Annotated in this window: 20 protein-coding genes; 7 read left to right on the top strand and 13 right to left on the bottom strand. The window is 44.1% G+C overall.

The window, feature by feature from the left end; genetic code table 11:
- Positions 1-45: 45 nt before the first annotated feature.
- Both purN and purM read right to left on the bottom strand, forming a co-directional pair.
- The gene (purN, locus tag JMX95_RS06320; RefSeq protein ID WP_201560341.1) at positions 46-753 is read right to left on the bottom strand and encodes a phosphoribosylglycinamide formyltransferase; all 708 of its coding nucleotides are present in this window, start codon (positions 751-753) and stop codon (positions 46-48) included.
- A complete protein-coding gene (gene purM / locus JMX95_RS06315; protein ID WP_201560340.1) occupies positions 753-1,802 on the bottom strand; it encodes a phosphoribosylformylglycinamidine cyclo-ligase in 1,050 nt (349 codons plus the stop codon). The genes purN and purM overlap by 1 nt, the downstream gene beginning before the upstream one ends.
- 341 nt (positions 1,803-2,143) lie before the next feature.
- Here purM and JMX95_RS06310 point away from each other — a divergent pair, with 341 nt between their 5' ends.
- The 3 genes from JMX95_RS06310 (at position 2,144) to JMX95_RS06300 (ending at position 5,151) form a co-directional block, all read left to right on the top strand.
- Positions 2,144-3,250 (top strand): AI-2E family transporter, encoded by a 1,107-nt coding sequence (locus JMX95_RS06310; RefSeq protein WP_045444540.1) that lies wholly within the window; start codon positions 2,144-2,146, stop codon positions 3,248-3,250.
- 332 nt (positions 3,251-3,582) lie between these two features.
- On the top strand, positions 3,583-4,386 hold the full coding sequence (gene hda / locus JMX95_RS06305) for a DnaA regulatory inactivator Hda (RefSeq protein ID WP_060491634.1): 804 nt from the start codon (positions 3,583-3,585) through the stop codon (positions 4,384-4,386).
- Positions 4,387-4,461: 75 nt separating this feature from the next.
- Complete coding sequence (locus JMX95_RS06300; protein WP_201560339.1) at positions 4,462-5,151, top strand: DUF2057 family protein; 690 nt, start codon at positions 4,462-4,464, stop codon at positions 5,149-5,151.
- A gap of 268 nt (positions 5,152-5,419) precedes the next feature.
- Here JMX95_RS06300 and JMX95_RS06295 read toward each other — a convergent pair whose 3' ends face one another.
- Positions 5,420-5,896, bottom strand: a complete 477-nt coding sequence (locus JMX95_RS06295) for a Dps family protein (RefSeq protein ID WP_045453127.1) — start codon at positions 5,894-5,896, stop codon at positions 5,420-5,422.
- Between the two features lie 375 nt (positions 5,897-6,271).
- The gene (locus JMX95_RS06290) at positions 6,272-6,931 is read right to left on the bottom strand and encodes a YcxB family protein (protein WP_055125130.1); all 660 of its coding nucleotides are present in this window, start codon (positions 6,929-6,931) and stop codon (positions 6,272-6,274) included.
- A 433-nt stretch (positions 6,932-7,364) separates the two neighbouring features.
- Between JMX95_RS06290 and serS the strand changes: the two genes are divergently transcribed.
- From serS to JMX95_RS06270, 4 genes are all read left to right on the top strand, one after another.
- Entirely contained in the window at positions 7,365-8,651 is a 1,287-nt protein-coding gene (gene serS, locus JMX95_RS06285) for a serine--tRNA ligase (protein ID WP_201560338.1), read from the top strand.
- Positions 8,652-8,907: 256 nt separating this feature from the next.
- The gene (gene tkt, locus JMX95_RS06280) at positions 8,908-10,905 is read left to right on the top strand and encodes a transketolase (protein ID WP_201560337.1); all 1,998 of its coding nucleotides are present in this window, start codon (positions 8,908-8,910) and stop codon (positions 10,903-10,905) included.
- Between the two features lie 133 nt (positions 10,906-11,038).
- Positions 11,039-11,695: a LysE family translocator gene (locus tag JMX95_RS06275; RefSeq protein ID WP_055125127.1), complete on the top strand. Its 657-nt coding sequence runs from the start codon at positions 11,039-11,041 to the stop codon at positions 11,693-11,695.
- A 75-nt stretch (positions 11,696-11,770) separates the two neighbouring features.
- Entirely contained in the window at positions 11,771-12,823 is a 1,053-nt protein-coding gene (locus JMX95_RS06270) for a nuclease-related domain-containing protein (protein ID WP_201560336.1), read from the top strand.
- 12 nt (positions 12,824-12,835) lie between these two features.
- On the opposite strand, the gene JMX95_RS06265 is transcribed toward JMX95_RS06270, so the two are convergent.
- The 9 genes from JMX95_RS06265 to JMX95_RS06225 all read right to left on the bottom strand — a co-directional run bounded on the left by JMX95_RS06265 (position 12,836) and on the right by JMX95_RS06225 (position 24,289).
- Positions 12,836-13,807, bottom strand: a complete 972-nt coding sequence (locus JMX95_RS06265; protein ID WP_201560335.1) for a peptide ABC transporter ATP-binding protein — start codon at positions 13,805-13,807, stop codon at positions 12,836-12,838.
- A complete protein-coding gene (locus JMX95_RS06260; RefSeq protein WP_265089716.1) occupies positions 13,804-14,886 on the bottom strand; it encodes an ABC transporter ATP-binding protein in 1,083 nt (360 codons plus the stop codon). Before JMX95_RS06260 ends, JMX95_RS06265 begins: the two co-directional genes overlap by 4 nt.
- 1 nt (position 14,887) lies before the next feature.
- Complete coding sequence (locus JMX95_RS06255) at positions 14,888-15,802, bottom strand: ABC transporter permease (protein ID WP_201560334.1); 915 nt, start codon at positions 15,800-15,802, stop codon at positions 14,888-14,890.
- Positions 15,803-15,943: 141 nt separating this feature from the next.
- Positions 15,944-16,960, bottom strand: coding sequence for an ABC transporter permease (locus JMX95_RS06250; RefSeq protein ID WP_045453107.1), 1,017 nt, complete (start codon positions 16,958-16,960; stop codon positions 15,944-15,946).
- Between the two features lie 206 nt (positions 16,961-17,166).
- Positions 17,167-18,807 carry an ABC transporter substrate-binding protein gene (locus JMX95_RS06245; RefSeq protein ID WP_060491626.1) on the bottom strand — a complete coding sequence of 547 codons (1,641 nt, stop codon included), beginning with the start codon at positions 18,805-18,807 and terminating at the stop codon, positions 17,167-17,169.
- Between the two features lie 456 nt (positions 18,808-19,263).
- A complete protein-coding gene (locus tag JMX95_RS06240) occupies positions 19,264-20,907 on the bottom strand; it encodes a GMC family oxidoreductase (protein WP_201560333.1) in 1,644 nt (547 codons plus the stop codon).
- A gap of 196 nt (positions 20,908-21,103) precedes the next feature.
- Positions 21,104-21,430: a DUF779 domain-containing protein gene (locus tag JMX95_RS06235; RefSeq protein WP_201560332.1), complete on the bottom strand. Its 327-nt coding sequence runs from the start codon at positions 21,428-21,430 to the stop codon at positions 21,104-21,106.
- A gap of 206 nt (positions 21,431-21,636) precedes the next feature.
- Positions 21,637-22,665 carry an alcohol dehydrogenase AdhP gene (gene adhP, locus JMX95_RS06230; protein WP_201560331.1) on the bottom strand — a complete coding sequence of 343 codons (1,029 nt, stop codon included), beginning with the start codon at positions 22,663-22,665 and terminating at the stop codon, positions 21,637-21,639.
- A 97-nt stretch (positions 22,666-22,762) separates the two neighbouring features.
- Positions 22,763-24,289 (bottom strand): aldehyde dehydrogenase family protein, encoded by a 1,527-nt coding sequence (locus JMX95_RS06225; protein ID WP_201560330.1) that lies wholly within the window; start codon positions 24,287-24,289, stop codon positions 22,763-22,765.
- Positions 24,290-24,377: the final 88 nt, after the last annotated feature.

Below are 24,377 nucleotides of genomic sequence, written 5' to 3'. Positions count from 1 at the left end.
AGTTTGATAGTTGGTGCCTGATAATTTGTGACTGTCACTATTTATTCAGTCGTTCAAATATAGTTTTAACGGTAGCGTTGGTAAAGACATACTTTGTTGATTGGCTGCTTGAGCATGGTCTAGCGAGAGTGCGCCTTTGGCCAATAATAAAATCGTCCAAGGGAGCAATTGATGCTCAAGCTTTTGCACGCGTGCTTGCAAACTATTGGCAGTGTCTTTTTGATGTATCTCTAACAGCGCTTGGGTCAAAACAGCCCCCGCATCCAGCTCAGCAGTGACGACATGAATACTACAGCCATGATGTCGCTCACCTGCTTGTATCGCACGTTGATGGGTATCGAGGCCTTTATAGACAGGTAGCAAAGAGGGGTGCAAATTAATCATCGGCGCTGGTGCATTATCGATAAATGAGCCACTCAATACGCGCATAAACCCTGCCAAGACAATTAAGTCAGGCTGCCATGCGCTTAATTGCTCGCTGGCATGACTCTCAAAAGTCTTGATGCCCATGCGTTTGCCGCTAGCAACATGTGACAATACTGCCACAGGAATGTCAGCGTCTTTTGCACGGGTGATGGCATAAGCATCCTCACGGTTACTAATGACGCCAACAATCTCAATTGGCAGTGCGCCAGCTTGCATCGCATCTATCAGTACTTGCAAGTTGCTACCACTACCAGATACCAAGACAGCAATGCGCAAAGGCTTACTGTCTTGACGTGTATTGGTTGATATTAACGATATTTCTGACATTAACGGTACACCACAGCATCCGCTTCACGCTTCACCATTTCGCCTAATTGCCAAGCTTTTTCACCAGCATCATTCAAAGTTTGAATAGCCGCATCTGCTTTATCTTTAGGCACGACAATGACAAAACCAACGCCGCAGTTAAAGGTGCGGTACATCTCGCTTTGTTCAATATTTCCTTGGGTTTGTAACCAAGTGAATAGCTCTGAGAACTGCCAGCTAGTCGTATCAATGCTAGCAGCTAAATTCTCTGGTAATACACGTGGTAAATTATCGGTTAAGCCGCCACCAGTGATGTGTGACATTGCATGTAATACTGAGCTACCAAGAGTATCTTGTAGCGCTTTAATCGCTTTAACATAGATGCGAGTAGGAGCCATTAACGCGTCTTGGATAGGCTGACCATCTAATTGCTCATCGCTGCTCGTCACATCAATGCCGCTGACTTCGATGACTTTACGTACCAATGAATAACCGTTTGAGTGTGCACCACTTGAAGCAAGAGCGATCAATACATCGCCTTCCGCGACGTTTTCGCCAGTGATGACTTCCGCTTCTTCGACCACACCGACACAAAATCCAGCCAAGTCATAATCGTCGTCTTGATACATACCTGGCATCTCAGCGGTTTCGCCGCCGATCAGAGCACAGTTTGATAGCTTACAGCCTTCACCAATACCTGTGACCACAGTCGCTGCTACATCAATATCAAGCTTGCCAGTTGCATAATAGTCTAAGAAAAATAATGGCTCTGCACCGCAAACCAATAAATCGTTGACGCACATGGCGACCAAGTCGATACCGATAGTGTCATGACGATTCAGCTGTAATGCCAGCTTGAGCTTAGTACCGACGCCGTCAGTGCCTGACACGAGTAGAGGAGAGGTGTAACCAGTTGGTATACGACAAAGCGCTCCAAAGCCGCCAAGTCCGCCCACAACCTCAGGACGAGAGGTGGCTTTTGCCACTGATTTAATACGTTGTACCAACGCATCGCCAGCATCAATATCAACACCAGCATCTTTGTAGCTTAAAGAAGGCTTGTTACTCATGGTCATCTCACAAATTTTATAGGGAATGAAGGTCTGTCAGTAGAAAATCGAGTTGGTCGTGTTAATTCTGAATATAGTGCGCGCATTATACCCAAAAATGACCCTTACTCGCAAAGCAACTTGCGGATATTTGGCGGATATTTCACGAAGACTGACTTTAAGTGGTAAATAAAAAGTTAAGAAACAAAAAATGACGGATTTTTTGCTGTACTCTGCGATAATGAAACGCTAAATTTATTGTCGATAACAGTTCGCTATTACGCCGTTGTTGTACGATAAGACGTATCATTTCTTTCAATTATGCTCCCATCTTAAATCAGCCTATCATAGGATTCCTTGTCATGATGAACCAACCAATAGATCCTTTTTTTCGGCGCTTATTTATTGTCGTTGCGATGGTGGTGGGTATATTATTACTGTATTTGATGATGCCAGTCATTATACCGTTTGTCTTTGCTTTCGTACTGGCTTACTTGTTCAATCCGCTGGTCAAACGCTTATCGAAGTATATCAAACGCTGGGTGGCGATTATCATTGTCTACTCCACCATCACTTTAGGAATGGTGCTACTGCTTTGGTGGTTAATACCGACTTTGTGGCATCAGTTGCAAGCGGCGTGGGAGTATCTGCCTAAGGTCTTAACTTGGTATAATGAAGTCGTACGTGAATGGTTCGTTAACAACAGTCGTATCAATCTGCCAGAGTTGGAGTCTAAAGGGTTTTCTGAGACATTGGTTGAATACATGCAGACCAATTATAAGTTTGAAGATGCCAGTACCATGATGAACCAAATATTGGTGTCGAGCATGAACTTTATCAATAATGCTGGACTCATTGTGCTAGTACCGATTTTAACCTTTTATTTTTTATTCAATTGGGATCAGCGTCTGCAAACATGGAAGCTCGCGATTCCCGCTGCGTATAGCAAAAAAGTCATTCAAATTGCTCGAGAGTGTGACCTTGCATTGATGGCATTTATCAAAGGTCAGCTATTGGTGATGGTATTATTGGGTGCGATTTATGCAGTGCAATTACAGCTTATTGGGCTTGAGCTTGGGCTGATTATTGGTATGGTTGCCGGTATTGCTAGCTTTGTTCCTTATTTGGGTTTTGGCATTGGTTTTATAGCTGCCATTATCGCCTGCCTGTTCCAGTTTGGGCTAAATTGGACGTATTTGTCGCTGATCGTCGGAGCGTTTTTAGTTGGGCAAGCCGCAGAAGGTTATATTCTACAGCCGTTACTATTGGGTGATAAGATAGGTCTATCGCCGCTTTGGGTGATTTTTGCCGTATTGGCAGGCGCAAGCTTATTGGGTTTCGTTGGTATGCTAATTGCTTTACCTGTCTCTGCCGTGCTTAATGTACTGTTTCGCCATTTATACATCTACTATCGTTCGACAGATTTTTATAAAGGTCGTAAGCAATTGGCTTTGTTTGAGAAGAGATAAGTATTTTATCGTTAAATTGATAGAGTCATGGGGAATTAATAGTAAATGGTGTGAGAGATAAACAGTGATGGATAAGGCTTAATAGGTAAAAGACTTGTCAGTCATTTTGCAAATATGTTATATATAGGCGCAGTATTGACAGTATCAGCCGTTATCCAGTTGGTCGTTAACAAGATGACTTTTGATTAGGTAATTCTCAGATATACTCTCGATTAAAACAACGAGATGCTAACGCAGCAAGTTTATATCAGGTAGTATAAGAGCATCTCAAAGACAGTTATTAATAATTTATCCTTTTATTTATTGCACTACGCAAAACGAGTTGATGATTCATGGCAGAAGCACAGCTAAGTCTCAATCTGGACATTAAGCATGATGCAAGTCTAAGTGACTTCGCCGGTCCTGGTTGGATGTCGATTATTGATGCAGTGCGGCAACTACATGTCGGCCTGATTGGTCAGCTGTACCTATTTGGCAGTCCTGCTACGGGCAAGTCGCACTTATTATCTGCTATCTGTGAGTCATTTATTGAGATGGACAAGTCAGCGATTTGTTTGTCACTCAATGAGTTGATTCATACCGATGTGCACGTCCTCTCATCTCTAGAAAACTTCGATCTAATCGCGATCGATGATTTAGAGGTATTGGAGCAGAGCAGTCAATGGCAAGAAGCCTTATTTCATTTGATTAATCGCAGTCGTGAAGGTCAGCGTCAATTGTTGTTTGCAGCCAATAAGCCTGCTGGTGATTTGCCCTTTCAATTGAGGGATTTGCTGACTCGTTTGGCACAAGCACCTACGTTTAAAGTACCCAATGGTCATGACTTAGCCGACCGTCAGGCGTTATTACAATCTATCTTGCGTCGACGTGGTTGGCAGTTTGATGATCGAATTATTGATTATTTGCTTACTGAGGGACCACATCGCATCGGTGCGATGATGGAAGTACTCAATTATATTCAGCCGATGTTTTCGAACCTTGGGCGTAGCAATATATCCAAAGCCGTCATCACTGACGCATTGCGTACCATTGATGAGCAGACTCTAGCAGCAGAGCTTGCTGATATTGCGCAAGAGACACAAGTAGATAACGATTCAGCGGAACAAGATCAACATACGATGCCACTCGATTTTTAGCATTAACAACTAAAGTCTTTTATCCAAAGCGCTTTTACTATTGCCAAAACGTTTTCACTATTAATGGAATCACTTATGAAATCCAATGCTTCTTTGCTAAAAAAACTGACCATCAGCACGTTGCTTATTGGTGCAGGCTCTGTCTCTATACTGTCGCATGCTGAAGTAACGCTATTGGTTGATGACCATATCAAAGTTACGGCTATTAATGGGCAAGAAGTGCAGCAGAGCGCTTTTCAACCATTGACTAAAAAGTTCACGCTTCAGCCGGGTCAACATGCGATTACTGCGAAGTATGATCGCTTATATGACTTGCGCCGTGATGAGCATGATTATTTACGTTCGGGTAATGTGAGCGTGACAGCAGAATTGGCGGACAATCAAACCTATCGTCTGACCATGCCGAATCAGCCAGAAGAGTATGCAGCAGCTAAAGAATATGCCAAGCGTCCGATACTGGCAGTAGAGAAAAACAATACTGTGATTGCAAGTCAGCAAGGTATCGCTGGTAATCAAGGTGGGTTGTTGTCAGGTTTAGGCAAGGCATTTGGCGGTGTATTTGGTGGGGCAGATGATGCAGAGCTACAGAATCAGCGTGCGATTGCCGCATTAGATCAACCAAATGTGAATACGGGTACGGTAGCGACTACTAAGCAAACCACTAGCGTTAATTCATCTGCTAATACCTTAGATCAATTTATGCAAATTTGGTTACAAGCCACGCCTGCTGAGCGCGAAAAAATGCGTCAATGGATGCAAAAATAAGGTTTCATTAGCAACAGCAAGCACAAAAAAAGCACCTAAAGTAGGTGCTTTTTTTATGATCTAGATTTTAGGGCGTGTCCTCAATTCAATCAATTACTCTCTAAATGGGCTAAAAATGGCTAAATTTTGTTAAACATCGTCAAATAGCTTATCAATATCTCGATATTAACAGCGCTATCTTCCTTGGTTAACTGCAATTTATCTCATTTTTATCACCATTTTTAAAATGAGGACACGCCCTAGTGATGTACTGTTTCATTAGTAATGATTAACCCAAAAAGGCGTTATACATCCAGATGAGCTTTTCTTGCTCTTGTACATAGGCATCTACGAGGTCAGCTGTCCCTTGATCTTCACTGTCTGCTGCTAGAGCAGATACTTTACGCTGCTCTGTAATTAAAGCTTGTAAACCAGTTACCACACCTTTCACACAAGCATTGCCATCTTTGACGTTTTTATCTTCTTGAATGCTAGTATGCTGAGTAAAATCGCTATAAGCATGCAGCGGTGTGCCGCCCAAAGTTAAGATACGCTCAGCGATTTCATCAATTTGTAACTGTAGCGCGGTATACAGTTCTTCAAATTTTGGATGCAAGGTGAAAAAATGCTCACCTTTTACATTCCAGTGATAGCCACGGACGTTTAAATAAAATACGTGATAAGTTGACAATAAATTGTTTAGTTGTGCAATGACTTCGCTCATGTCAGCTTTTTCTAGACCGATTTGATTAGTAGCGTTACTCATAATATTATCCTTATAGTTTGAGTGTTGATATAAAACATTAAATGAAGAAGATGAGAAGTGTAGCAACTCGTGTGCTGCATTACTATGCTCTTTAATATATTAACGCTTTTCAGCCTTAAAAAGTAACAATCTTAGAAAACAGTATGATAAAACTGCCATATAGAATGGCGTCAGCTTAAGCTAAAATCATAACTATACATTCATATAATTTAGAGCAATTATCACCTTTCTTCTGATAGCTATTATAATAGCAGAGCACCATCGATAAGTTAATTTCAATAAATTTATAATTATGATTGGTTTTGTAAAAAGCATTTTTTATTGATCATTTCTCTATCGCTCATATAATAAGCGATTAAGAAGTCTTCTACTATTTTATGCTGGCGGCTGTAAGTTTTCAGGGTTTAAACCTTTAACGGGGATAACTTCTTGCAAATGCTGACGTACCGTATCGATCGGGAACTTCTGTGCTTCTAAGCGTTTTGGCACAATTTGGCTGCCTTGTTGACCTTTCATCTCAAACATCATAAAGATATAGTCGTCCGTCTCATCCCAGCTTTTGACAGCTGACCATGGAATGACGGCTTGCTGGGTCGTGCCTGCTCGCATTTGCATGCCGCGCATTTGGTTGTTATTAAATGTGTCAGGCTGATTCACTGGCATCGCCATGACGAGGCCATGCTTTTGTACGCCCAATTTCATCTGACGCATCTCGTCTGGCATTTCTTGATCGGCCACTTGCTTGTCAAACTCTCTTTTCACATACCATTTAAAGCCAAGGGTACGAACCAGTAAATAAATGACGACTGAAACTAACATCAGCCAAAAGATAATGGTTGAGTAGCCGGTGACAAAAACCAACCCTGCGATCGCTAGTACCACGGTTACCGCCATAATGATCCATTCTTTCATTTTGATGCTTTTTAGACCGAAAGAAGGGCTGGCACTGGCAAATAGCTCATATTGTGCTTGGTGAAATTCTGCCTCAGTTAGGTTTAAGGCGACAGGTTGTAGCGTATAGGGGTACAAGGCCATAAAGGTTTCTCAAATACTTGTATTGAAAGTGTTGGGTTTAAATCGACAAAACGTAGCAGCTACGTCGTACTTGGCTAGAAGTCGAATAAAAGGTATGCGCTTATCTTACCGAAAAGTACCCCTAAATGAAACATATAAGCCGCTCTGTTCATTGATAGAGGTGATATTAATGGTTTTAACAAAGATGGGCGAGGCTTATTGAGGTAAGCTGAACTTTGAGAGATGCATTTAAAGCAAATATAACTGGCTACGGATAATGAAAGTAATAAATGAAAATTCAATCAGCAGAGGTCAAAACATGGTCAAATCTGCTGTGTCTTGGTATTATAGCGGCTATCACTTATTTTGATAAAATCAGCACCTTTAAAAACAGTATCTTTAAAAATAACACTTTCGAACCTCTTCCTCACTTCTAGCGTTACAGGCAACTATTATGATTGATCCAAAACTCTTACGCGGCGATTTAAGCGATTTACAACAGCAACTGGCCACTCGTGGTTATGCACTTGACATAGATTTTTGGCAAACGGTTGAGTCAGAACGTAAATCTTTGCAGATCAAAACCGAAGAGTTGCAGTCGAGCCGTAATGCGGGTGCTAAGCAAGTGGGTGCTTTGAAAAAGTCAGGCGAAGATGCCAGTGAGCTATTGGCTGAGATGCAGAATGTCAGCGGTGAGATTAAAACAGCCGAAGACGAGCTGCGCACTTTACAAGAGCGTATCAACAAAGCTGCTATGCAAATTCCAAATATTCCAGCAGCCGATGTGCCAGTGGGTACATCAGAAGATGATAACGTAGAAGTTCGCAAGTGGGGTACGCCTCGTACGTTTGACTTCGAGATTCAAGATCACACTTATATTGGCGAGACACTTGGCATGCTCGACTTTGAAGCCGCTACTAAGCTGACTGGCAGCCGCTTTAATGTACTAAAAGGACAGTTGGCGCAAATGCATCGCGCCCTGATTCAATTTATGCTCAATACCCATACCATGAAGTACGGCTATCTTGAGACCTATGTGCCTTATATTGTGAATTCAGATAGCCTCAAAGGTACGGGGCAGCTGCCTAAGTTTGAAGATGATTTGTTTAAGCTCAAAAATCATACAAACAATGAAGACATGGACTTTTATCTCATTCCTACTGCTGAAGTGCCAATGACCAATTTGGTACGCGGCGAGCGTTTGGATATTAGCGAGCTGCCACTTAAGTTTACCGCGCACACGCCTTGTTTCCGTAGTGAGGCAGGCTCTCATGGTCGTGATACTCGTGGTCTGATCCGCCAGCATCAGTTTGAAAAAGTTGAGATGGTCAATATTGCGACGGCTGAGCAATCTGATGATTTGCTTGAAGCAATGACTGGACAAGCCGAATACATCTTGCAGCAATTAAACCTGCCATACCGCACGGTGCAGCTATGTACGGGTGATATGGGTTTTGCAGCACAAAAAACTTATGACATCGAAGTATGGTTACCGAGCCAAGATACCTATCGCGAAATCTCTAGCTGCTCTAACTGCGGTGACTTCCAAGCGCGCCGTATGGGCACACGTGTCAAAGACGGCAAACAAACCAGCCTAGCACACACGCTAAATGGTTCAGGCTTGGCAGTGGGTCGTACGCTATTGGCAGTGATGGAAAATCATCAAAATGCTGATGGTAGTATTACTATTCCAGAAGTGTTGCGTCCGTTTATGGGCGGTGCTGAGACTATTTTAGTTTAATAGCTATATTGCTTATACTAGCTGTGAGTTACTAAGATGACTCACAGCTTTTCAATATAGAGTAGTTTGATAAAACTGATATGAATAATTGTTAAACACAAACGATTCTGTCATACCATTTCTTAGCTAGCCCTATAGCAAATATGTTAATATTGCACTTTGATTTTATAGTCTATAACTTAGGGGCGCATTTGGCGTCCTTATGCTTATACTCCTTTGAGTAAACTCTCCTCTTAGCCCAATACTAGGACACTCTATGCCAGCTCCAATTAGCGAACGTAAATTAGCCAATGCCATCCGTGTACTGTCGTTTGATGCGGTTCAAAAAGCCAACTCTGGACATCCAGGCGCGCCAATGGGTATGGCCGATATTGCTGAAGTTCTGTGGCGCAAGTTTTTGAAGCACAACCCAACAGATCCACAGTGGCACAACCGTGACCGCTTTGTCTTATCGAACGGTCATGGCTCGATGCTTATTTACTCATTGCTGCATTTATCTGGTTATGACGTCAGCGTTGATGATCTGAAAGGTTTCCGTCAATTGCATTCGAAAACCCCAGGTCACCCTGAGCTTGGCTATACCCCCGGTATTGAAACGACGACGGGTCCACTAGGTCAGGGTATCGCAAATGCGGTTGGTTTTGCGATTGCAGAGAAAACGCTAGCGGCACAGTTCAATCGTGATGGCCACAACATCGTTGACCATAATACCTATGCGTTCTTAGGCGATGGTTGCTTGATGGAAGGTATCAGTCATGAAGTGTGTTCACTGGCTGGCACGTTAGGTCTTGGCAAGTTAGTGTTCTTCTATGATGACAATGGTATCTCTATCGATGGTAATGTCGAAGGCTGGTTCACAGATGATACGCAAGCGCGTTTTGAGTCTTATGGCTGGCAAGTTATCAAAGTCGATGGTCATGATGCGGATGCGATCACGCAGGCAACTGAACAAGCGCTAAAAGAGACTACTAAACCAAGTCTTCTGATTTGTAAAACCACAATCGGCGCGGGTAGCCCGAACAAACAAGGCTTAGCAGCCAGTCATGGCGCACCACTAGGTGATGACGAAATCGCCTTGACTCGTGATGCATTGTCTTGGAAGCATGCCCCATTCGAATTAGATGATGAAATCTATGAAGCGTGGGATGCCAAAGCCAAAGGCGACGTACAACAAAAGAACTGGGAAGCTGACTTTGACGCTTATAAAAAAGCCTATCCAGAATTAGCCGCTGAATTACTACGCCGTCTAAATGGTGATTTGCCTGCTGACTTTGATAGCCAAGCACAAGCCTATATTCAGCAAACCCAAGAAGCGGGTGGTGATGTCGCCAGTCGTAAAGCCAGTCAAAACGCCATCAATACTTTACAGCCATTATTGCCAGAATTGCTAGGCGGTTCAGCGGATCTCGCTGGCTCGAACCTGACGCTATTCAAAGGCGCTAAGGGCATCGAAAAAGACGCTGACGGCAACTATATCTATTATGGCGTACGTGAGTTCGGTATGACTGCGATTGCCAATGGTATCGCATTGCATGGCGGCTTTATCCCTTACGTAGCGACGTTCCTGATGTTTATGGAATACGCACGTAACGCGGTACGCATGGGCGCACTTATGAAGCAGCGCGTCATCCATGTCTATACGCATGACTCTATCGGTCTGGGTGAAGATGGCCCAACGCATCAGCCAGTTGAGCAATTGACTAGCTTACGTACCACGCCAAATCTGCGCACATGGCGTCCGTGTGATGCGACCGAATCTGCGAGTGCTTGGGTTGAGGCCATTAAGTCTGAACATAATCCATCAGCATTGATTTTTAGTCGTCAAAGCTTGCCACATCAAGCACGTGATAGCGAGCAAGTAGCGAATATCACCAAAGGTGGTTATGTATTGGCGAAAGAGCAGGGCGAGCTACAAGCGATCATCATCGCCACTGGTTCAGAAGTTGGCCTAGCGATGGAAGCGTATGAGACGTTGAGCGCAAATGGTGTTGGTGTCCGTGTGGTATCTATGCCATGTGCAGAAATCTTTGTAGAGCAAGATGCTAGCTATCGTGAAGCGGTATTACCAAGCAATATTCGTGCTCGCGTCGCAGTCGAAGCAGCTCATGTAGATTACTGGTATAAGTTCGTTGGTCTAGATGGCAAAGTCATTGGCATGACTACCTATGGCGAATCTGCTCCTGCAGATCAGTTATACAAAGAGTTTGGTATCACTACCGACGCTGTGGTTGAAGCGGTAAATAGTTTGGTGTAATAAACCTAACTTAGTCAGTATTTAAAAAAAGAGCTGCCGGAGAAATCTGGTGGCTCTTTTTATTGGCTAAATAATCAGTGTATTCATAGTGGTATTTAGTCCATAATTAAAAAAAACAGAGTACGGAATAATTATGAACTGGGATTTGTTGAGTATTTTTATCACGGTCGGCTTGGCGCATTTTCTTGCACTATTGAGTCCTGGACCAGATTTTGTATTGATCGTAAAGAGTGCGATTAAGAACGACAGTAAAGACGCAATAGGGGTTGCGCTCGGTATCACCTTTGCTAATGCAGTGTACATTGGTCTATGTCTAATTGGTGTTGGCTCAATTTTAGCCGCCTCTGCACCTATTATGATTACGCTAAAAATCATTGGCGGGTTGTTTTTAATGTACCTTGGGATACAGGCGTTACGCGCACGAAAAGATGCGTATGACCAATTTCAGGTAGCCCAATCAGCCCATTCAAATATACCTAAGACAACTTTTTTAAAAGAATTTACTGCAGGGTTTTTGTCTGGAATATTTAATCCTAAAAATCTACTCTTTTATCTCAGTTTATTCACTGTAGTGTTGACACCAGAAATAAGTTTTGTGTTCAAATTGGGCTTAGGTATTTGGATGACTGTTGTGGTATTCGCGTGGGACACTGCTGTCATATTTCTATTGTCGACTCGCAAAGTACGCGCTAAATTTACCCAAGTTGCTTATTACATCGATAAAGTTACAGGGGCATTGCTTGGCGTCATTGGTTTAACTATCGTCAGAACAGCAATTGTAGATCGGTAATTTTAACCAAAAGTAATTAGTATATTGATATTGAACGTTATTTATTTTTTCATAACCACTTTCAAGAAAAAAACCATGTCCATCAAATCCACCTTTAAAGGCTTTCTAGGCGAGACCGTTATCAATGTCGCCATGTGGTTAAAACTAGACAAAAATATCTATCACCGATTAAACGGTATTACCTTGCCAAGAGCCAACGGTGGTAGTACCCAAATTGATCATATTATCGTCTCCATATACGGCATCTTTGTCATCGAAACCAAAAACTATAAAGGCTGGATATATGGTAGCGAAAAGCAAAAGCAGTGGACGCAAGCTTTCCCGAATGGAAGTAAATTCAAATTCCAGAACCCATTACGCCAAAACTACTTGCACATTAAGACGCTTGCAGATTTATTGGGCTTGGAGCTGAGCTATTTTCATTCGATGGTTGCTTTCATCGGTGAGTGTGAGCTGAAAACTCGTGATGAGTTGCCCGAGCATGTATTGACGAGTGGGATGGTGTCTTATGTAAAGAAGAAACAAGATGAGATACTGACTGAAGACGAGGTCAAGTCTATCGTTGAGCAGATTAATAGTAACAGATTTAGCAAATCTTGGCGCACTAACCGAGAGCATAAAGCCTATCTAAAAGACAAGCATAGCAATCCAAGCAAGAATACAAACAAGCAGCCTAGCGGTAACGCCAATGATAAACCAGTTGCCAAAATGTCTAATAAACCAATATCTGAGCCGATCGTAAAAGAAACCACTAAACGAGCCGCGCTGAAAAGCCGAGAAGTGCTGCAATGGTCTGGTCAAACTGAAATTGAATCTAGCGATTTACCAATTGATAGTTTTAGTACTCAGCAGACAAATACACCATATGATATGGCTAATAAAGTGTTTCTTACACCGTTTGAGGTTGTAGAGTCTGAGCTATTGCGCAATGACCTTAAAACTAATGAGCGTGAGACGAGCAAGTCTAGTGCAACCAATCATACAGTTGTTCCAGAGCAAGTACCTACCTGTCCAAAATGTCATGGAGAAATGGTTGAACGTGTTGCAAAAAAAGGCCTGAATCAAGGTCAGGCCTTTTTTGGTTGTAGCAAATTTCCTAAATGTTGGGGCGTGGTAAATATTGATTAGTCGTTAATGGTCTTATCCATAGATTTCTTCTAAACGTAAACAAGCAACCAATCGACCGTCCCACTCTCGCAGTTGCGGCTCTATCTCGCTGCATTGCTGCTTGGCATATGGGCAGCGTTTGTGCAGGGCGCAGCCAGTCGGTGGATTGAGCGGGCTTGGTAACTCGCCTTGTAGGGTCAAATCATTCTTATGACCATTTACCGTGGGCGCAGCAGCCAAGAGGGCGATGGTATACGGATGTTTTGGTGCATTATAAATCGCTTCTTTCGGGCCATGTTCGACCGCTTGACCTAAATACATGACCATCACATCATCAGCGACATGACGTACGACCGATAAGTTATGCGAGATAAAGACGTAAGCAGTACGATACTCATCCTGCAAGTCCATAAACAGATTCAAGACTTGTGCCTGAATCGATACATCGAGCGCGGAAGTAGGCTCATCAGCGACGACAATCTTGGGGTTGAGCATCATGGCACGGGCGAGGGCAATGCGTTGGCGCTGACCCCCTGAAAACATATGCGGATAGCGGCCAGCATGTTCGGGGCGCAGACCCACATTTCGCATCATCTCATTGATTTTGTCACGCTTATCGTCTTTAGACAGTTTGGTATGGATATCCAATGGTTCTGTCAATTGATAGCCGATAGTATGACGCGGATTGAGGCTGCCATAAGGATTTTGAAAGACCATTTGGATTTCAGTACGCAGCTCTTTTAACGCTTTTCTACTATAGCCAGTGGTGGCTTCATCATTGATAAATAGCTCACCATCAGTAGGCTTTTCGATAAGTGTGAGCTGGCGGGCAAGGGTAGATTTACCGCAGCCTGATTCACCGACAACGGCTAGCGTCTTGCCAGCTTGTAGCTCGAAAGACACACCATTTAAAGCCTTAACATATGCTTTTGCTTTACCCAACCCTTGCGATACTGGGTAATGCTTGTGTAGATTGTCTGCTTTTAGGACCACTTTATTACTCATACTTGTGACTCCAAGGTAGCAGCGTGAGAGGTAGATAGGTGAGAAGGAGCGCTCGGTAATTCTGGATGAATACAGCGCACTTTGCCATTAGGAGTATCCAATATGGGCGGTGGCACTTCACAGGCAGGCTCTTTGTACGGGCAGCGAGGAGACAACAAGCAACCACTCGGGCGATCGTATTGGCTGGGTACGACACCGGGCAAGCTGTTCAGACGGTCTTGACCGATAGCCAGCTCTGGGATGGCTTGCAGCAAGGCCTCAGTATAAGGGTGAGCAGGCTTTTGAAAAATCTCCGGCACGGTACTGGTTTCGACCACTTGTCCGGCATACATGACCGCGACATCACGCGAGTTTTGCGCGACCAAACCCAAGTCATGGGTAATCAGTATCATTGCCATCTGTTTTTCGCGTTGCAATCGGCTTAGCAAGTCCATGATTTGCGCTTGTACGGTGACATCGAGCGCGGTGGTAGGTTCATCGGCGATGAGTAGTTTGGGCTCACAAGCAATTGCCATCGCAATCATAACTCGTTGACTCATACCGCCTGATAACTGATGTGGATAAACCTTGAGCCGATTTTTGGCATCGGGCATTTCGACCAGCTCTAACAGCTCTAAGATACGTGTCTGTACGGCTGAACCACGCAGACCAAGATGCTTGCGTAAGACTTCACCCAGTTGCATCTCAACCGTGAAGCTTGGATTTAAGCAAGACATGGCATTTTGAAAGATCATTGAGATGTCTTTGCCAATGATGCCGCGTTTTTCTTTTGCTGACATACTGAGCATGTCTTTATCATCGAACATAACACGCTTGGAACGCACGGTCGCAGAGGGTGGCAGTAGCCCCATCAGTGCCATCATAGTGACCGACTTACCCGAGCCAGATTCACCCACGACTGCGATGACTTCGCCTTGTGCGATTTTCAATGATACATCATCGACTGCACGAAAAGCGCGCACCCCTTGCCCGAAAGTAACCGAAAGATTTTCAATATCTAACAATAATGGTGATTCTTTTTTTGATGCGTCATTCATAGAAGTGTGAGTGGTAGGCGTTTTAATTAATGGTTCAGTCATCTTAGGTCACCTGCTTTAATTTGGGATCTAGCGCATCGCGTAGGCCATCACCAGTCAAGTTAATTGACAATGCGGCTAAGAAAATAGCGACACCGGGCCAAATCGCTAGCCAAACATTACTTTGAATATATTGACGTGCCGTACCAAGCATTGCACCCCATTCAGCATCGGGTGGCTGTACACCAAAGCCTAAGAAACCAATTGCACCTGCTTCTAAAATAGCAGAAGAGAAAATCATCGTTGCTTGTACGATAAGCGGTGCCATACAGTTGGGCAAAATGGTGATAAACAATAAGCGCAACACGCCAGCACCCATCACTTGCGAAGCGATAAAGTATTCACGCTGTAGCTCTACCATCGCGGTAGCACGAGTCAAACGAATAAAAGGTGGCGTACAGACCAAGGCGATCGTAATAATCGTATTGGTCATAGAAGGCCCTAAGATAGCGGCAATGATGATCGCCAACAGTAAGCTCGGGTAAGACATCAAGATATCATTGACCAGCATGACCGCTTTGCCCCAAACCTTGGGCCAAAATGCAGCACTAAGTCCTAATGAAACACCGACTAACATGGCAAGAGTCGTCGCGCTCAGACCGATAAATAGAGAATAACGCGCGCCATACATCACTCGAGACAAGGTGTCTCGTCCAGCATCATCCGTGCCTAGCCAAAACATTGTATTGCCGCCATCCAGAAAGGCAGGCGGCAACTGCTCTTGACCAGTAAACAACTCGTAAGGGTCATGGGGCGCAATGGCAGGCGCAAGGATGGCAATAATGACCATCAATGCCAGTACCATAAAACCAAGCACCGCGCCTTTATTTCGGCAAAACGTCGATAAAAATAGCTGCCAAGATGACGGCGGTGTGGCGGCCATAAGATTGACATCAGAGGGAAGAACAGAAGGCTTCATGAGCAGTTCCTATAGTGGCTAGCGCGTTGAAAGTATGTCAGCCTCGTTTTTAGCAAGCATTTAAAATGTGCTAAAACTCACTCAAGACCATACAAACACCAATAACCACTATTTATAATATGAGTATTTATCAATGTTAAATTAAGAAGTATGTCGAATACGCGGATTGATAAGACCATACAAAATATCAATAAATAAACTAACTAAAATCAGGGCGGTGGCGACCAATAAAATACCGTTTTGCACGATAGGATAATCACGAGTGAAAAACCCATCGAGCAGCCAATTACCAACACCTGGCCAACTAAAGATAGTCTCAGTGATAATAGCCCCAGCGAGCAAGGTCGCCATCTGTAAGCCAATCACAGTCACCACAGTAATCAAGGCATTGCGCATGACGTGTACCAATATCACGCGGCGCGGCGATAGGCCTTTGGCGCGCGCTGTACGCACGTAGTCCTCATCTAACACCTCTAGCATCGCCGAGCGTGTCATCCGTGCAATCATCGCGAGTGGTATGGTCGATAAGGCAATAGACGGTAGGATAAAGTGTTTGACCACATCCCAAAATGCGCCAGGTTCTCCTGATGTTAAAGAGCCCAATAACCATGATCCATATAAAGGTTTGACGTCTAAAAACTGCGCGACAGATATGACACCAGCGACAGGCAACAGACCGAGATAATGGGCGAATATACCAGTCAGGATAGGCCCCAATAAATAGATGGGCATAGAGTAGCCAGCCAGTGCCCCTGACATTAGAGTATAGTCAATCCATGTACCACGTCGTAGCGCGGCAAAGATACCTAAGCTCACACCGACAACACTGGCAATGACAATGGCACACAAAGCCAGCTCTAAGGTTGGTACAAAATGCGCAAAGAAGTCTTGTAATACCGGAGTACGGGTACGAAAGGATTGACCAAAATCACCGGTCAATATTCCGGTTAAGTAATCCCAATATTGGACAATTAGGGGTTTGTCTAAGCCAAGTCTTTCTAACGCTCGAGCATGTAGCTCCGGATCGACCATACGCTCACCCATCATAATCTCGACGGCATCTCCAGGGACGAGCCGAATTAGGGTGAATGTCGATAGCGTTAAGCCAAGATAGACAGGAATTAGAATGGCAATGCGACGCAATATATAAAGTAGCATGGGCTGCTCAATTCAATAGTTGTGGTTCAATCGTTTTAGATCGATGAGTAGAATGTTGGCAGAGATGAGAGAGTCGGTGACAAAATGCTTAAAAAGTGCTTAATAAGGCGCTTAACTCATATAAATACGGCTGGAGCAGAGTGTCTGACCCAGCCGAATATAAATTAAACAATCATGCATGTCTTACCGGACGTCATCAGCTCAGGTTATTCAACCTTTACACCATCGAAGCGTATTGAGCCAAGCGGACTAATTTTATAATCGACGACGTTTGGTGCGGTGAATACCGTGACCACCGAATGCGCCATTGTCGTCCAAGGCAATTGCTCTTTGAATATCTGCTGAGCTTGTACATAGTCGTTGACGCGCTCATCTTGATTGGTAATCTGACGGGCGTTAGTCACCAAAGTGTCAAAGTCTTTATTACACCAGCGTGAGTAGTTATTGCCACCGACCGCATCACAAGATAGCAACGTACCTAGCCAGTTGTCAGGATCCCCATTATCACCAGTCCAGCCTGCTAGAATGACATCAGGCTCACCTTTAGCAGCGCGGTTTAGATACTCGCCCCATTCATACGTCACAAGCTTGGTATCGACACCAATTTTTGCCCAATCTGCTTGTAGCATTTCAGCCATGAGTTTGGCATTAGGATTGTATGGGCGTTGAACGGGCATATACCATAGATTAATGGCAAGTTTGTCCGCGCCTGCTTCTTTTATAAGGGACTTGGCCTTTTCCACATCATAAGGCGCATCTTTGATAGATTTATCGTAGCCCCATTGTGTGGGCGGCATTGGATTGGTGGCTTTTAATCCTTCGCTTTGATAAACCGCATTGATAATAGCGTCTTTATTAATGGCCATGTCTAATGCTTGGCGAACTTTAAGGTCGCTAAGCTTCGGTTTTTCAACGTTATAGCCGACATAGCCGACATTAAAGCCGGGTTGATCGAGAACGGTGGCCTTACCAGATTTTTTGACAGAGTCAATTTCGGCCGGTTTTGGATAAGCGGACACATGACATTCACCTGCTTGCACTTTTTGCGCACGCACTGCTGAATCTTTGGTGATGACAAAGACGAGATTATCGATATGAATATCGTCTTTGTTCCAGTAGTCTGGATTTTTGGTATAACGAATTTGCGCGTCTTTTTGATAAGAAGTAAAGACGAAAGGTCCTGTACCAACGGGTTTGGTGTTGATATCAGCAGCATTACCAGAAGCCATTAACTTTTCTGCATACTCAGCAGAATCGATGTAAGCGAAGGGCATCGCTAGGTTCTGTAAAAATGGCGCATTGGTCTCGCTGAGTGTGATTTTGACGGTAGAGTCATCAACCTTTTCGATATTGGAGATAATATCAGGTAGCCCCATGCCGACCGAATAGGGGAACTCAGCAGGATAGGCTTTATTAAATTCAAACTCTGGATTGGTGATACGCTCCAGGGTAAAGACAATGTCATCTGCGTTGAAATCACGGGTTGGGGTAAAGTAATCGGTCTTACCATATTTAACCCCTTTACGTAGGTTAAAGGTATAAGTCTTGCCGTCTTCACTAATATCCCAGCTTTCGGCTAAGGCTGGCTGAATCTCAGTACCATCTCTTTTGAACTCTACTAAGCCGTTGTAGATGGGAAAGGCGCTCGCATCAAAATCGGTACCTGCAGTGTATTGTGCTGGATCGAATCCAGCCGGACTACCTTCTGAGCAATAAAGTAAGGTTTTGGCTGCTTTAGCATCTGAGCTGGCAGCAGATTCATCGGTGGTTTTGTTGTCGCCGCTACAGGCACTGATGCCTAGAATAACTGTCGCCAACATCGTCAGTTTGAAGAGTGATTTTTGCATTATTACATCCTATGTAATGATAAATAGTCGCCAATAGATTTATAAGATCGTTTTTGACCTATAAATACAATGAGCGTGCTTTTAATTCCCTTTAAAGCAATTGTTTATATCGTGTTTTTGATATGCAAAATAAAAAATATTTCAGGTTGTATTAACCATTATTCAGATTTGCAAAAAATACCGATATAAATAAGTGGTTTAAATATACTCTGTTCAACAGTGGTAATGCAAGACATCCGTAAGCTAATTTGATAGAAAACGTTCTGTTTTAATATCTTCATTGCCGAATTGGTTAGAGTTCCTCCTTATTTTAGAAATGCTGATAAAATAATCACGAAAAAACAAAGGTTAAAATTTTATATAATTCGCTTATTTCCATTTTATTGAATATAAAGTTTTAGTATATAAGCCTCTTAAATAAAAATACTAATTATAAGAGGCATATTTTCCCATGTTTTATGGCGTGACTGGTTCGATATGACCGTAATTTGCTTTGATAAGATCTGCGAGTTTTTCAGCAATCATAATCGTTGGCGCATTGGTGTTACCGCTGATGAGAGTCGGCATGATTGAGGCATCGATGACCCTTAATCCCTTTACACCGCGTACTTTTAATTGCAAATCAACCACGGACTGGTCATCTGAACCCATACGGCAAGTGCCGACAGGATGATAAATGGTATCTGACTTGTTGCGAATATAGCCGAGCATACCGTCTTTTTCGATATAGGGGGCAGGGTAGTCTTCAGTAATATATTTGGCGATGGGTGATTCTTGCATGATGGCGCGCGTACGCTCCGCGCCTGCAATCATATATTCCACATCTTTTGGGTGCGAGAGGTAGTTTGGATCAATCAATACCGCGTCTGAGGGGTCGGCGGAGTCCAGTCTGACCGTACCGCGGCTTTCAGGGCGTAGGTAGCAACTGTGACAAGAGACCGCAAAGCCACGTCTGAGATCACGACCATGCTCAATCACGCGGGATATGACAAAGTGCAGTTGGGTATTTGGCCACTCTTTTGGATCATCACCGACACTAAAGAACGCGCCCGCTTCAGCATAGTTGGTAGACAAGAGGCCTGTACCATCCTTTCTCCACTGCCGAATACTTTTGGTCAATGTCGAAATCGTCGCCATACCAATACCGATGACGTCAGTGGTATTGACCTCGTAATCAAAAACGACGTCCAAATGATCTTGTAGATTACCACCAACATCGGGCGCATCTACCATGACGTCTATGCCATGCGATTGTAGATGCTCAGCAGATCCAATACCTGACAACATCAGGACTTTGGGTGAGCCAAAAGTGCCTCCAGATAATATCACTTCATGACGCGCCATAACCGCATGCTCGACGCCATCTTTTTCATAAGCGACACCAACGGCCTGTTTGTCTTCAAAGATGACGCGGTTGGCTTGGGCGTGGGTGATGACGGTCAAATTTGATCGGTTTTGTACTGGATGTAGATAAGCGGCCGCCGCAGAGCAGCGTTGACCTTGTTTTTCGCCATGAAAGTGGGTGACTTGATATAGCCCTGTACCGTCTTGCTTTTCGCCATTAAAATCTTGATTATGATCTAAACCATTGGTGATGGCGGCTTCTACGAATGCTTTGGAGATATCACGCGGACTCAGTAAGTTGCTGACATGAAGCGGGCCACTATCACCATGCAGCTTATCACTCCCATGAATATTATTTTCTGCTTTGATAAAGTAGGGCAGTACATCATCAAATCCCCAACCAGTACAGCCTTGTTCTACCCAACGTTCATAATCGAGCGCACTACCACGCGTATAAATCATGGCATTGATCGCAGATGAGCCACCCAAGCATTGACCACGTGGTTGGAAGCCACGACGGTCGTTCAGATGCGCTTGCGGCGTAGTTTGAAAGCACCAATTATTCAGTTTCAGCGGCTTGCCTGGCACCATCAAAATCAGTCCAGCAGGGACACGGACAGCAAGGTCTTTACCTTCACCGCCATATTCTAATAAGCAGACACTAATGTCTGGGTTTTCTGTTAATCGGCTAGCAAGTACGCAGCCAGCTGAACCACCACCCACGATGACGTAATCAAATTTTTTATCAAATTCCATTTTACATTCCTTCTAGCATCCATGCTGAGTAAAACGTGCTCGTTAAAACCCGTTTATTGAAATAGGGTACGCATTACAGTATCTATTATTTTGCTGGAATAATAAAATAAAAATGACTAAGGGGTACTTATCAATCAATATATTGCATGGCAAAACAATACTAGGACGTGAAACCGCTGGTATAGGCTATTTAAACTTATATAGCACATATCTCTGAACGTACGATAAAGCGCTTACCTTCTGGTATTTCAAGCGAAAAACTGGCTCCGCGCCCATCGACCACATCTATCGTTAGATCGGTATGTTGCCAGAGCTTATGCTGAGCTTTACCCATATAAAATGGACAGCCAACCAGCTCGCCGATGAGTACGTCTTGTCCGCCTACTTTAAATTCGTCCAATGGATAACACATGGGTGAACTGCCATCGCAGCAGCCGCCTGATTGATGAAACATCAGCTCACCGTGCTTAGATTTTAGTAAGTCGATTAATGCTTTGCAGGACTCTGTCGCTGTGACGTTCATAATGATTTCCTTATCGTTAGACCCGAACGAATGTCTTTCATAATCATACTGAATAGAAAATAAAGGGTCGCATCATGTTCACTCACATCATTTATCATATGTGGTTGAAAACGATACGACCCTTTACTAATGATTACTCTAGCCAGTCATTGAGACGGTGTTACGAATCTCAAAATATCATAAAGCATGCGGCTACGTAATGGTTGCTACATACTATAGTCAATGACAATGCGACCTTCGATTTTGCCATCACGCATACGATCAAAGATATCATTGATATTTTCTAGTGGCTCAGCGGCAACTGTGGCTTTTACTTTGCCTGCTGCTGCCATGTCTAGCGACTCTTGCAAGTCGAGACGCGTACCAACGATTGAGCCACGAATGGTAATACCGTTTAAAACAGTATCAAAAATAGATACTGGGAATTCGCCCGTTGGTAGACCGTTACAGACCAAAGTACCACCGCGTCGTAACATGCCTAATGCTTGATCAAAGGCTTTTGAAGATACTGCTGTCACGAGCGCACCGTGAGCACCGCCGATTTCTTTTTGTAGATATTCAGCAGGGTCAGTATTTTTCGCATTGACAGTGACTTTGGCGCCCAATTTTTTAGCGAATGCCAGTTTTTCGTCATCAATATCCACAGCAGCAACGTTCAATCCCATTGCAATGGCATACTGAACAGCCATATGTCCCAGTCCACCGATACCTGAAATGACAACCCAATCGCCTGGCTTGGTGTCGGTCATTTTAAGACCTTTGTAGACCGTGACGCCTGCACATAACACTGGTGCAATTTCAATAGAGTCAACGCTTTCAGGAATGATACCGACATAGTTGGCATCTGCTAGGACGTATTCTGCAAAGCTGCCGTTTACCGAGTAACCAGAGTTTTGTTGGCTTTCGCATAAAGTTTCCCAGCCACCTAAGCAATGGGTACAGTGGCCACAAGCAGAGTAGAGCCAAGGGATACCGACTCGGTCGCCTTCTTTGACATGGTGCACATTGTCACCAACGGCAGTGATAAGACCAACGCCTTCGTGGCCTGGGATAAACGGTGGGCTAGGTTTGACTGGCCAATCGCCCTCAATGGCATGCAAATCGGTATGACAGACACCTGATGCCTGCATTTTTACGACGATTTGACCAGCACCTGCGGTTGGAATATCTACTTCTTCAATTTCTAAGGGTTGTCCGAATTCATGCAGCACGGCCGCTTTCATTTTATTACTCACGTTGTAACTCCTTGTCATCGTTCTTTACATTAAGATGCTCAGCGAGCATCGAGGTCGCACTTTACAGTTTTGCCATAAAGTGCTTTGAAAAACAGAATTAAAAGAAGCCCATCGCTTTAGGACTGTACGATACGAGCATATTTTTGGTCTGCTGATAGTGATCAAGCATCATCAGATGGTTTTCGCGGCCGATGCCAGACTGCTTATAACCGCCAAACGCCGAATGCGCAGGATAGAGATGATAGCAATTCGTCCAAACGCGGCCAGCTTTAATGCCACGACCGAAACGATAAGCGCGCGTACCATTACGCGTCCAGACGCCAGCACCAAGACCATATAAGGTGTCATTGGCGAGAGTCATTGCTTCTTCATCGTCTTTAAAAGTGGTGACAGCGAGTACGGGGCCAAAGATTTCTTCTTGGAACACGCGCATATCATTCGTGCCTTCAAAGATGGTCGGCTGCACATAATAACCGTTTGCCATATCGCCATCATGTTTGGCTAGCTCACCGCCCACAAGGACTTTTGCACCTTCTTTCTTACCGATATCGAGATAAGATAGGATTTTTTCTAACTGATCTGAGCTGGCTTGCGCACCAATCATGGTATCGGTATCAAGCGGGTTGCCCATTTTTATCGCTTTCACGCGAGCGATACAGCGTTTCATGAATTCATCATAGATGCTTTCGTGTACGAGGGCGCGTGATGGGCAGGTACAGACTTCGCCTTGGTTGAGTGCAAACATGACCAAACCTTCAACCGCTTTATCTAAGAAGTCATCGTCCTCATCCATGATATCGGCAAAGAAGATGTTTGGACTCTTACCACCGAGCTCTAGCGTTACTGGAATGATATTTTCACTGGCGTATTGCATAATTAAGCGACCAGTGGTGGTCTCACCCGTAAAGGAAACTTTATCGATACGCGGGTTGGAAGCGATTGGCTTACCAGCTTCTACACCAAAGCCGTTAATGACGTTTAGTACGCCTTTTGGTAAAATATCCGCCGCGCCTATGACGTCAAGCATGTATAAAACAGAAGCTGGTGTTTGCTCGGCAGGCTTGAGGACGATACAGTTACCCGCAGCAAGGGCTGGGGCAATTTTCCAAATCGCCATTAGAATAGGAAAGTTCCAAGGAATGATTTGACCGACGACGCCTAGAGGCTCATGGAAATGATAAGCAACCGTGTCTTCATCAATTTGGCTAATGCCGCCTTCTTGCGCGCGGATAACGCCCGCAAAATAACGCAAATGGTCGATGGCGATTGGAATATCAGCGGCGAGGGTCTCACGTACTGGTTTGCCATTCTCATAAGACTCAGCAATCGCGATTGCCTCTAAATTGGCTTCGATACCGTCAGCAAGTTTGAGCAACATATTAGAGCGATCAGTGACACTAGTTTTGCCCCATGCGTCTTTTGCTGCATGAGCCGCATCTAGCGCCGCTTCAACATCGGCAGCTTTAGAGCGCGCAATCTGACAGAAGGTTTTACCATCGATTGGACTTGAGTTGTCAAAGTATTCACCATCGATTGGTGCGACCCACTCACCATTGATGAAGTTGTCATATTTTTTGCGGAATTCAACAGGACTATTTTCAGTATTGGGATAGGCGTATAACATTAACGACTCCTTGTTGTGTATTATGGCTAGTTAAGAACAAACGACTTAAGCATAAATATTTGGCCATCCTGACCAAGCTATGACCCTA

The sequence above is a fragment of the Psychrobacter sp. NC44 genome (genome assembly GCF_904846655.1).
Classification (GTDB): domain Bacteria; phylum Pseudomonadota; class Gammaproteobacteria; order Pseudomonadales; family Moraxellaceae; genus Psychrobacter.
Note: the sequence above shows the minus strand (reverse complement) of the source record. Positions and strands in the feature narration are given on the sequence as shown.

Excerpts from the sequence above, each read along its gene's own strand:
- JMX95_RS06265 (WP_201560335.1), bottom strand. The coding sequence starts at position 13,807 with ATGAGTAATAAAGTGGTCCTAAAAGCAGACAATCTACACAAGCATTAC.
- JMX95_RS06250 (WP_045453107.1), bottom strand. The coding sequence starts at position 16,960 with ATGCTACTTTATATATTGCGTCGCATTGCCATTCTAATTCCTGTCTAT.
- purM (WP_201560340.1), bottom strand. The coding sequence starts at position 1,802 with ATGAGTAACAAGCCTTCTTTAAGCTACAAAGATGCTGGTGTTGATATT.
- JMX95_RS06245 (WP_060491626.1), bottom strand. The coding sequence starts at position 18,807 with ATGCAAAAATCACTCTTCAAACTGACGATGTTGGCGACAGTTATTCTA.
- JMX95_RS06290 (WP_055125130.1), bottom strand. The coding sequence starts at position 6,931 with ATGGCCTTGTACCCCTATACGCTACAACCTGTCGCCTTAAACCTAACT.
- serS (WP_201560338.1), top strand. The coding sequence starts at position 7,365 with ATGATTGATCCAAAACTCTTACGCGGCGATTTAAGCGATTTACAACAG.
- JMX95_RS06240 (WP_201560333.1), bottom strand. The coding sequence starts at position 20,907 with ATGGAATTTGATAAAAAATTTGATTACGTCATCGTGGGTGGTGGTTCA.
- JMX95_RS06235 (WP_201560332.1), bottom strand. The coding sequence starts at position 21,430 with ATGAACGTCACAGCGACAGAGTCCTGCAAAGCATTAATCGACTTACTA.
- JMX95_RS06225 (WP_201560330.1), bottom strand. The coding sequence starts at position 24,289 with ATGTTATACGCCTATCCCAATACTGAAAATAGTCCTGTTGAATTCCGC.
- JMX95_RS06255 (WP_201560334.1), bottom strand. The coding sequence starts at position 15,802 with ATGAAGCCTTCTGTTCTTCCCTCTGATGTCAATCTTATGGCCGCCACA.
- JMX95_RS06300 (WP_201560339.1), top strand. The coding sequence starts at position 4,462 with ATGAAATCCAATGCTTCTTTGCTAAAAAAACTGACCATCAGCACGTTG.
- JMX95_RS06310 (WP_045444540.1), top strand. The coding sequence starts at position 2,144 with ATGATGAACCAACCAATAGATCCTTTTTTTCGGCGCTTATTTATTGTC.
- purN (WP_201560341.1), bottom strand. The coding sequence starts at position 753 with ATGTCAGAAATATCGTTAATATCAACCAATACACGTCAAGACAGTAAG.
- JMX95_RS06275 (WP_055125127.1), top strand. The coding sequence starts at position 11,039 with ATGAACTGGGATTTGTTGAGTATTTTTATCACGGTCGGCTTGGCGCAT.
- JMX95_RS06270 (WP_201560336.1), top strand. The coding sequence starts at position 11,771 with ATGTCCATCAAATCCACCTTTAAAGGCTTTCTAGGCGAGACCGTTATC.
- tkt (WP_201560337.1), top strand. The coding sequence starts at position 8,908 with ATGCCAGCTCCAATTAGCGAACGTAAATTAGCCAATGCCATCCGTGTA.
- JMX95_RS06260 (WP_265089716.1), bottom strand. The coding sequence starts at position 14,886 with ATGACTGAACCATTAATTAAAACGCCTACCACTCACACTTCTATGAAT.
- JMX95_RS06295 (WP_045453127.1), bottom strand. The coding sequence starts at position 5,896 with ATGAGTAACGCTACTAATCAAATCGGTCTAGAAAAAGCTGACATGAGC.
- hda (WP_060491634.1), top strand. The coding sequence starts at position 3,583 with ATGGCAGAAGCACAGCTAAGTCTCAATCTGGACATTAAGCATGATGCA.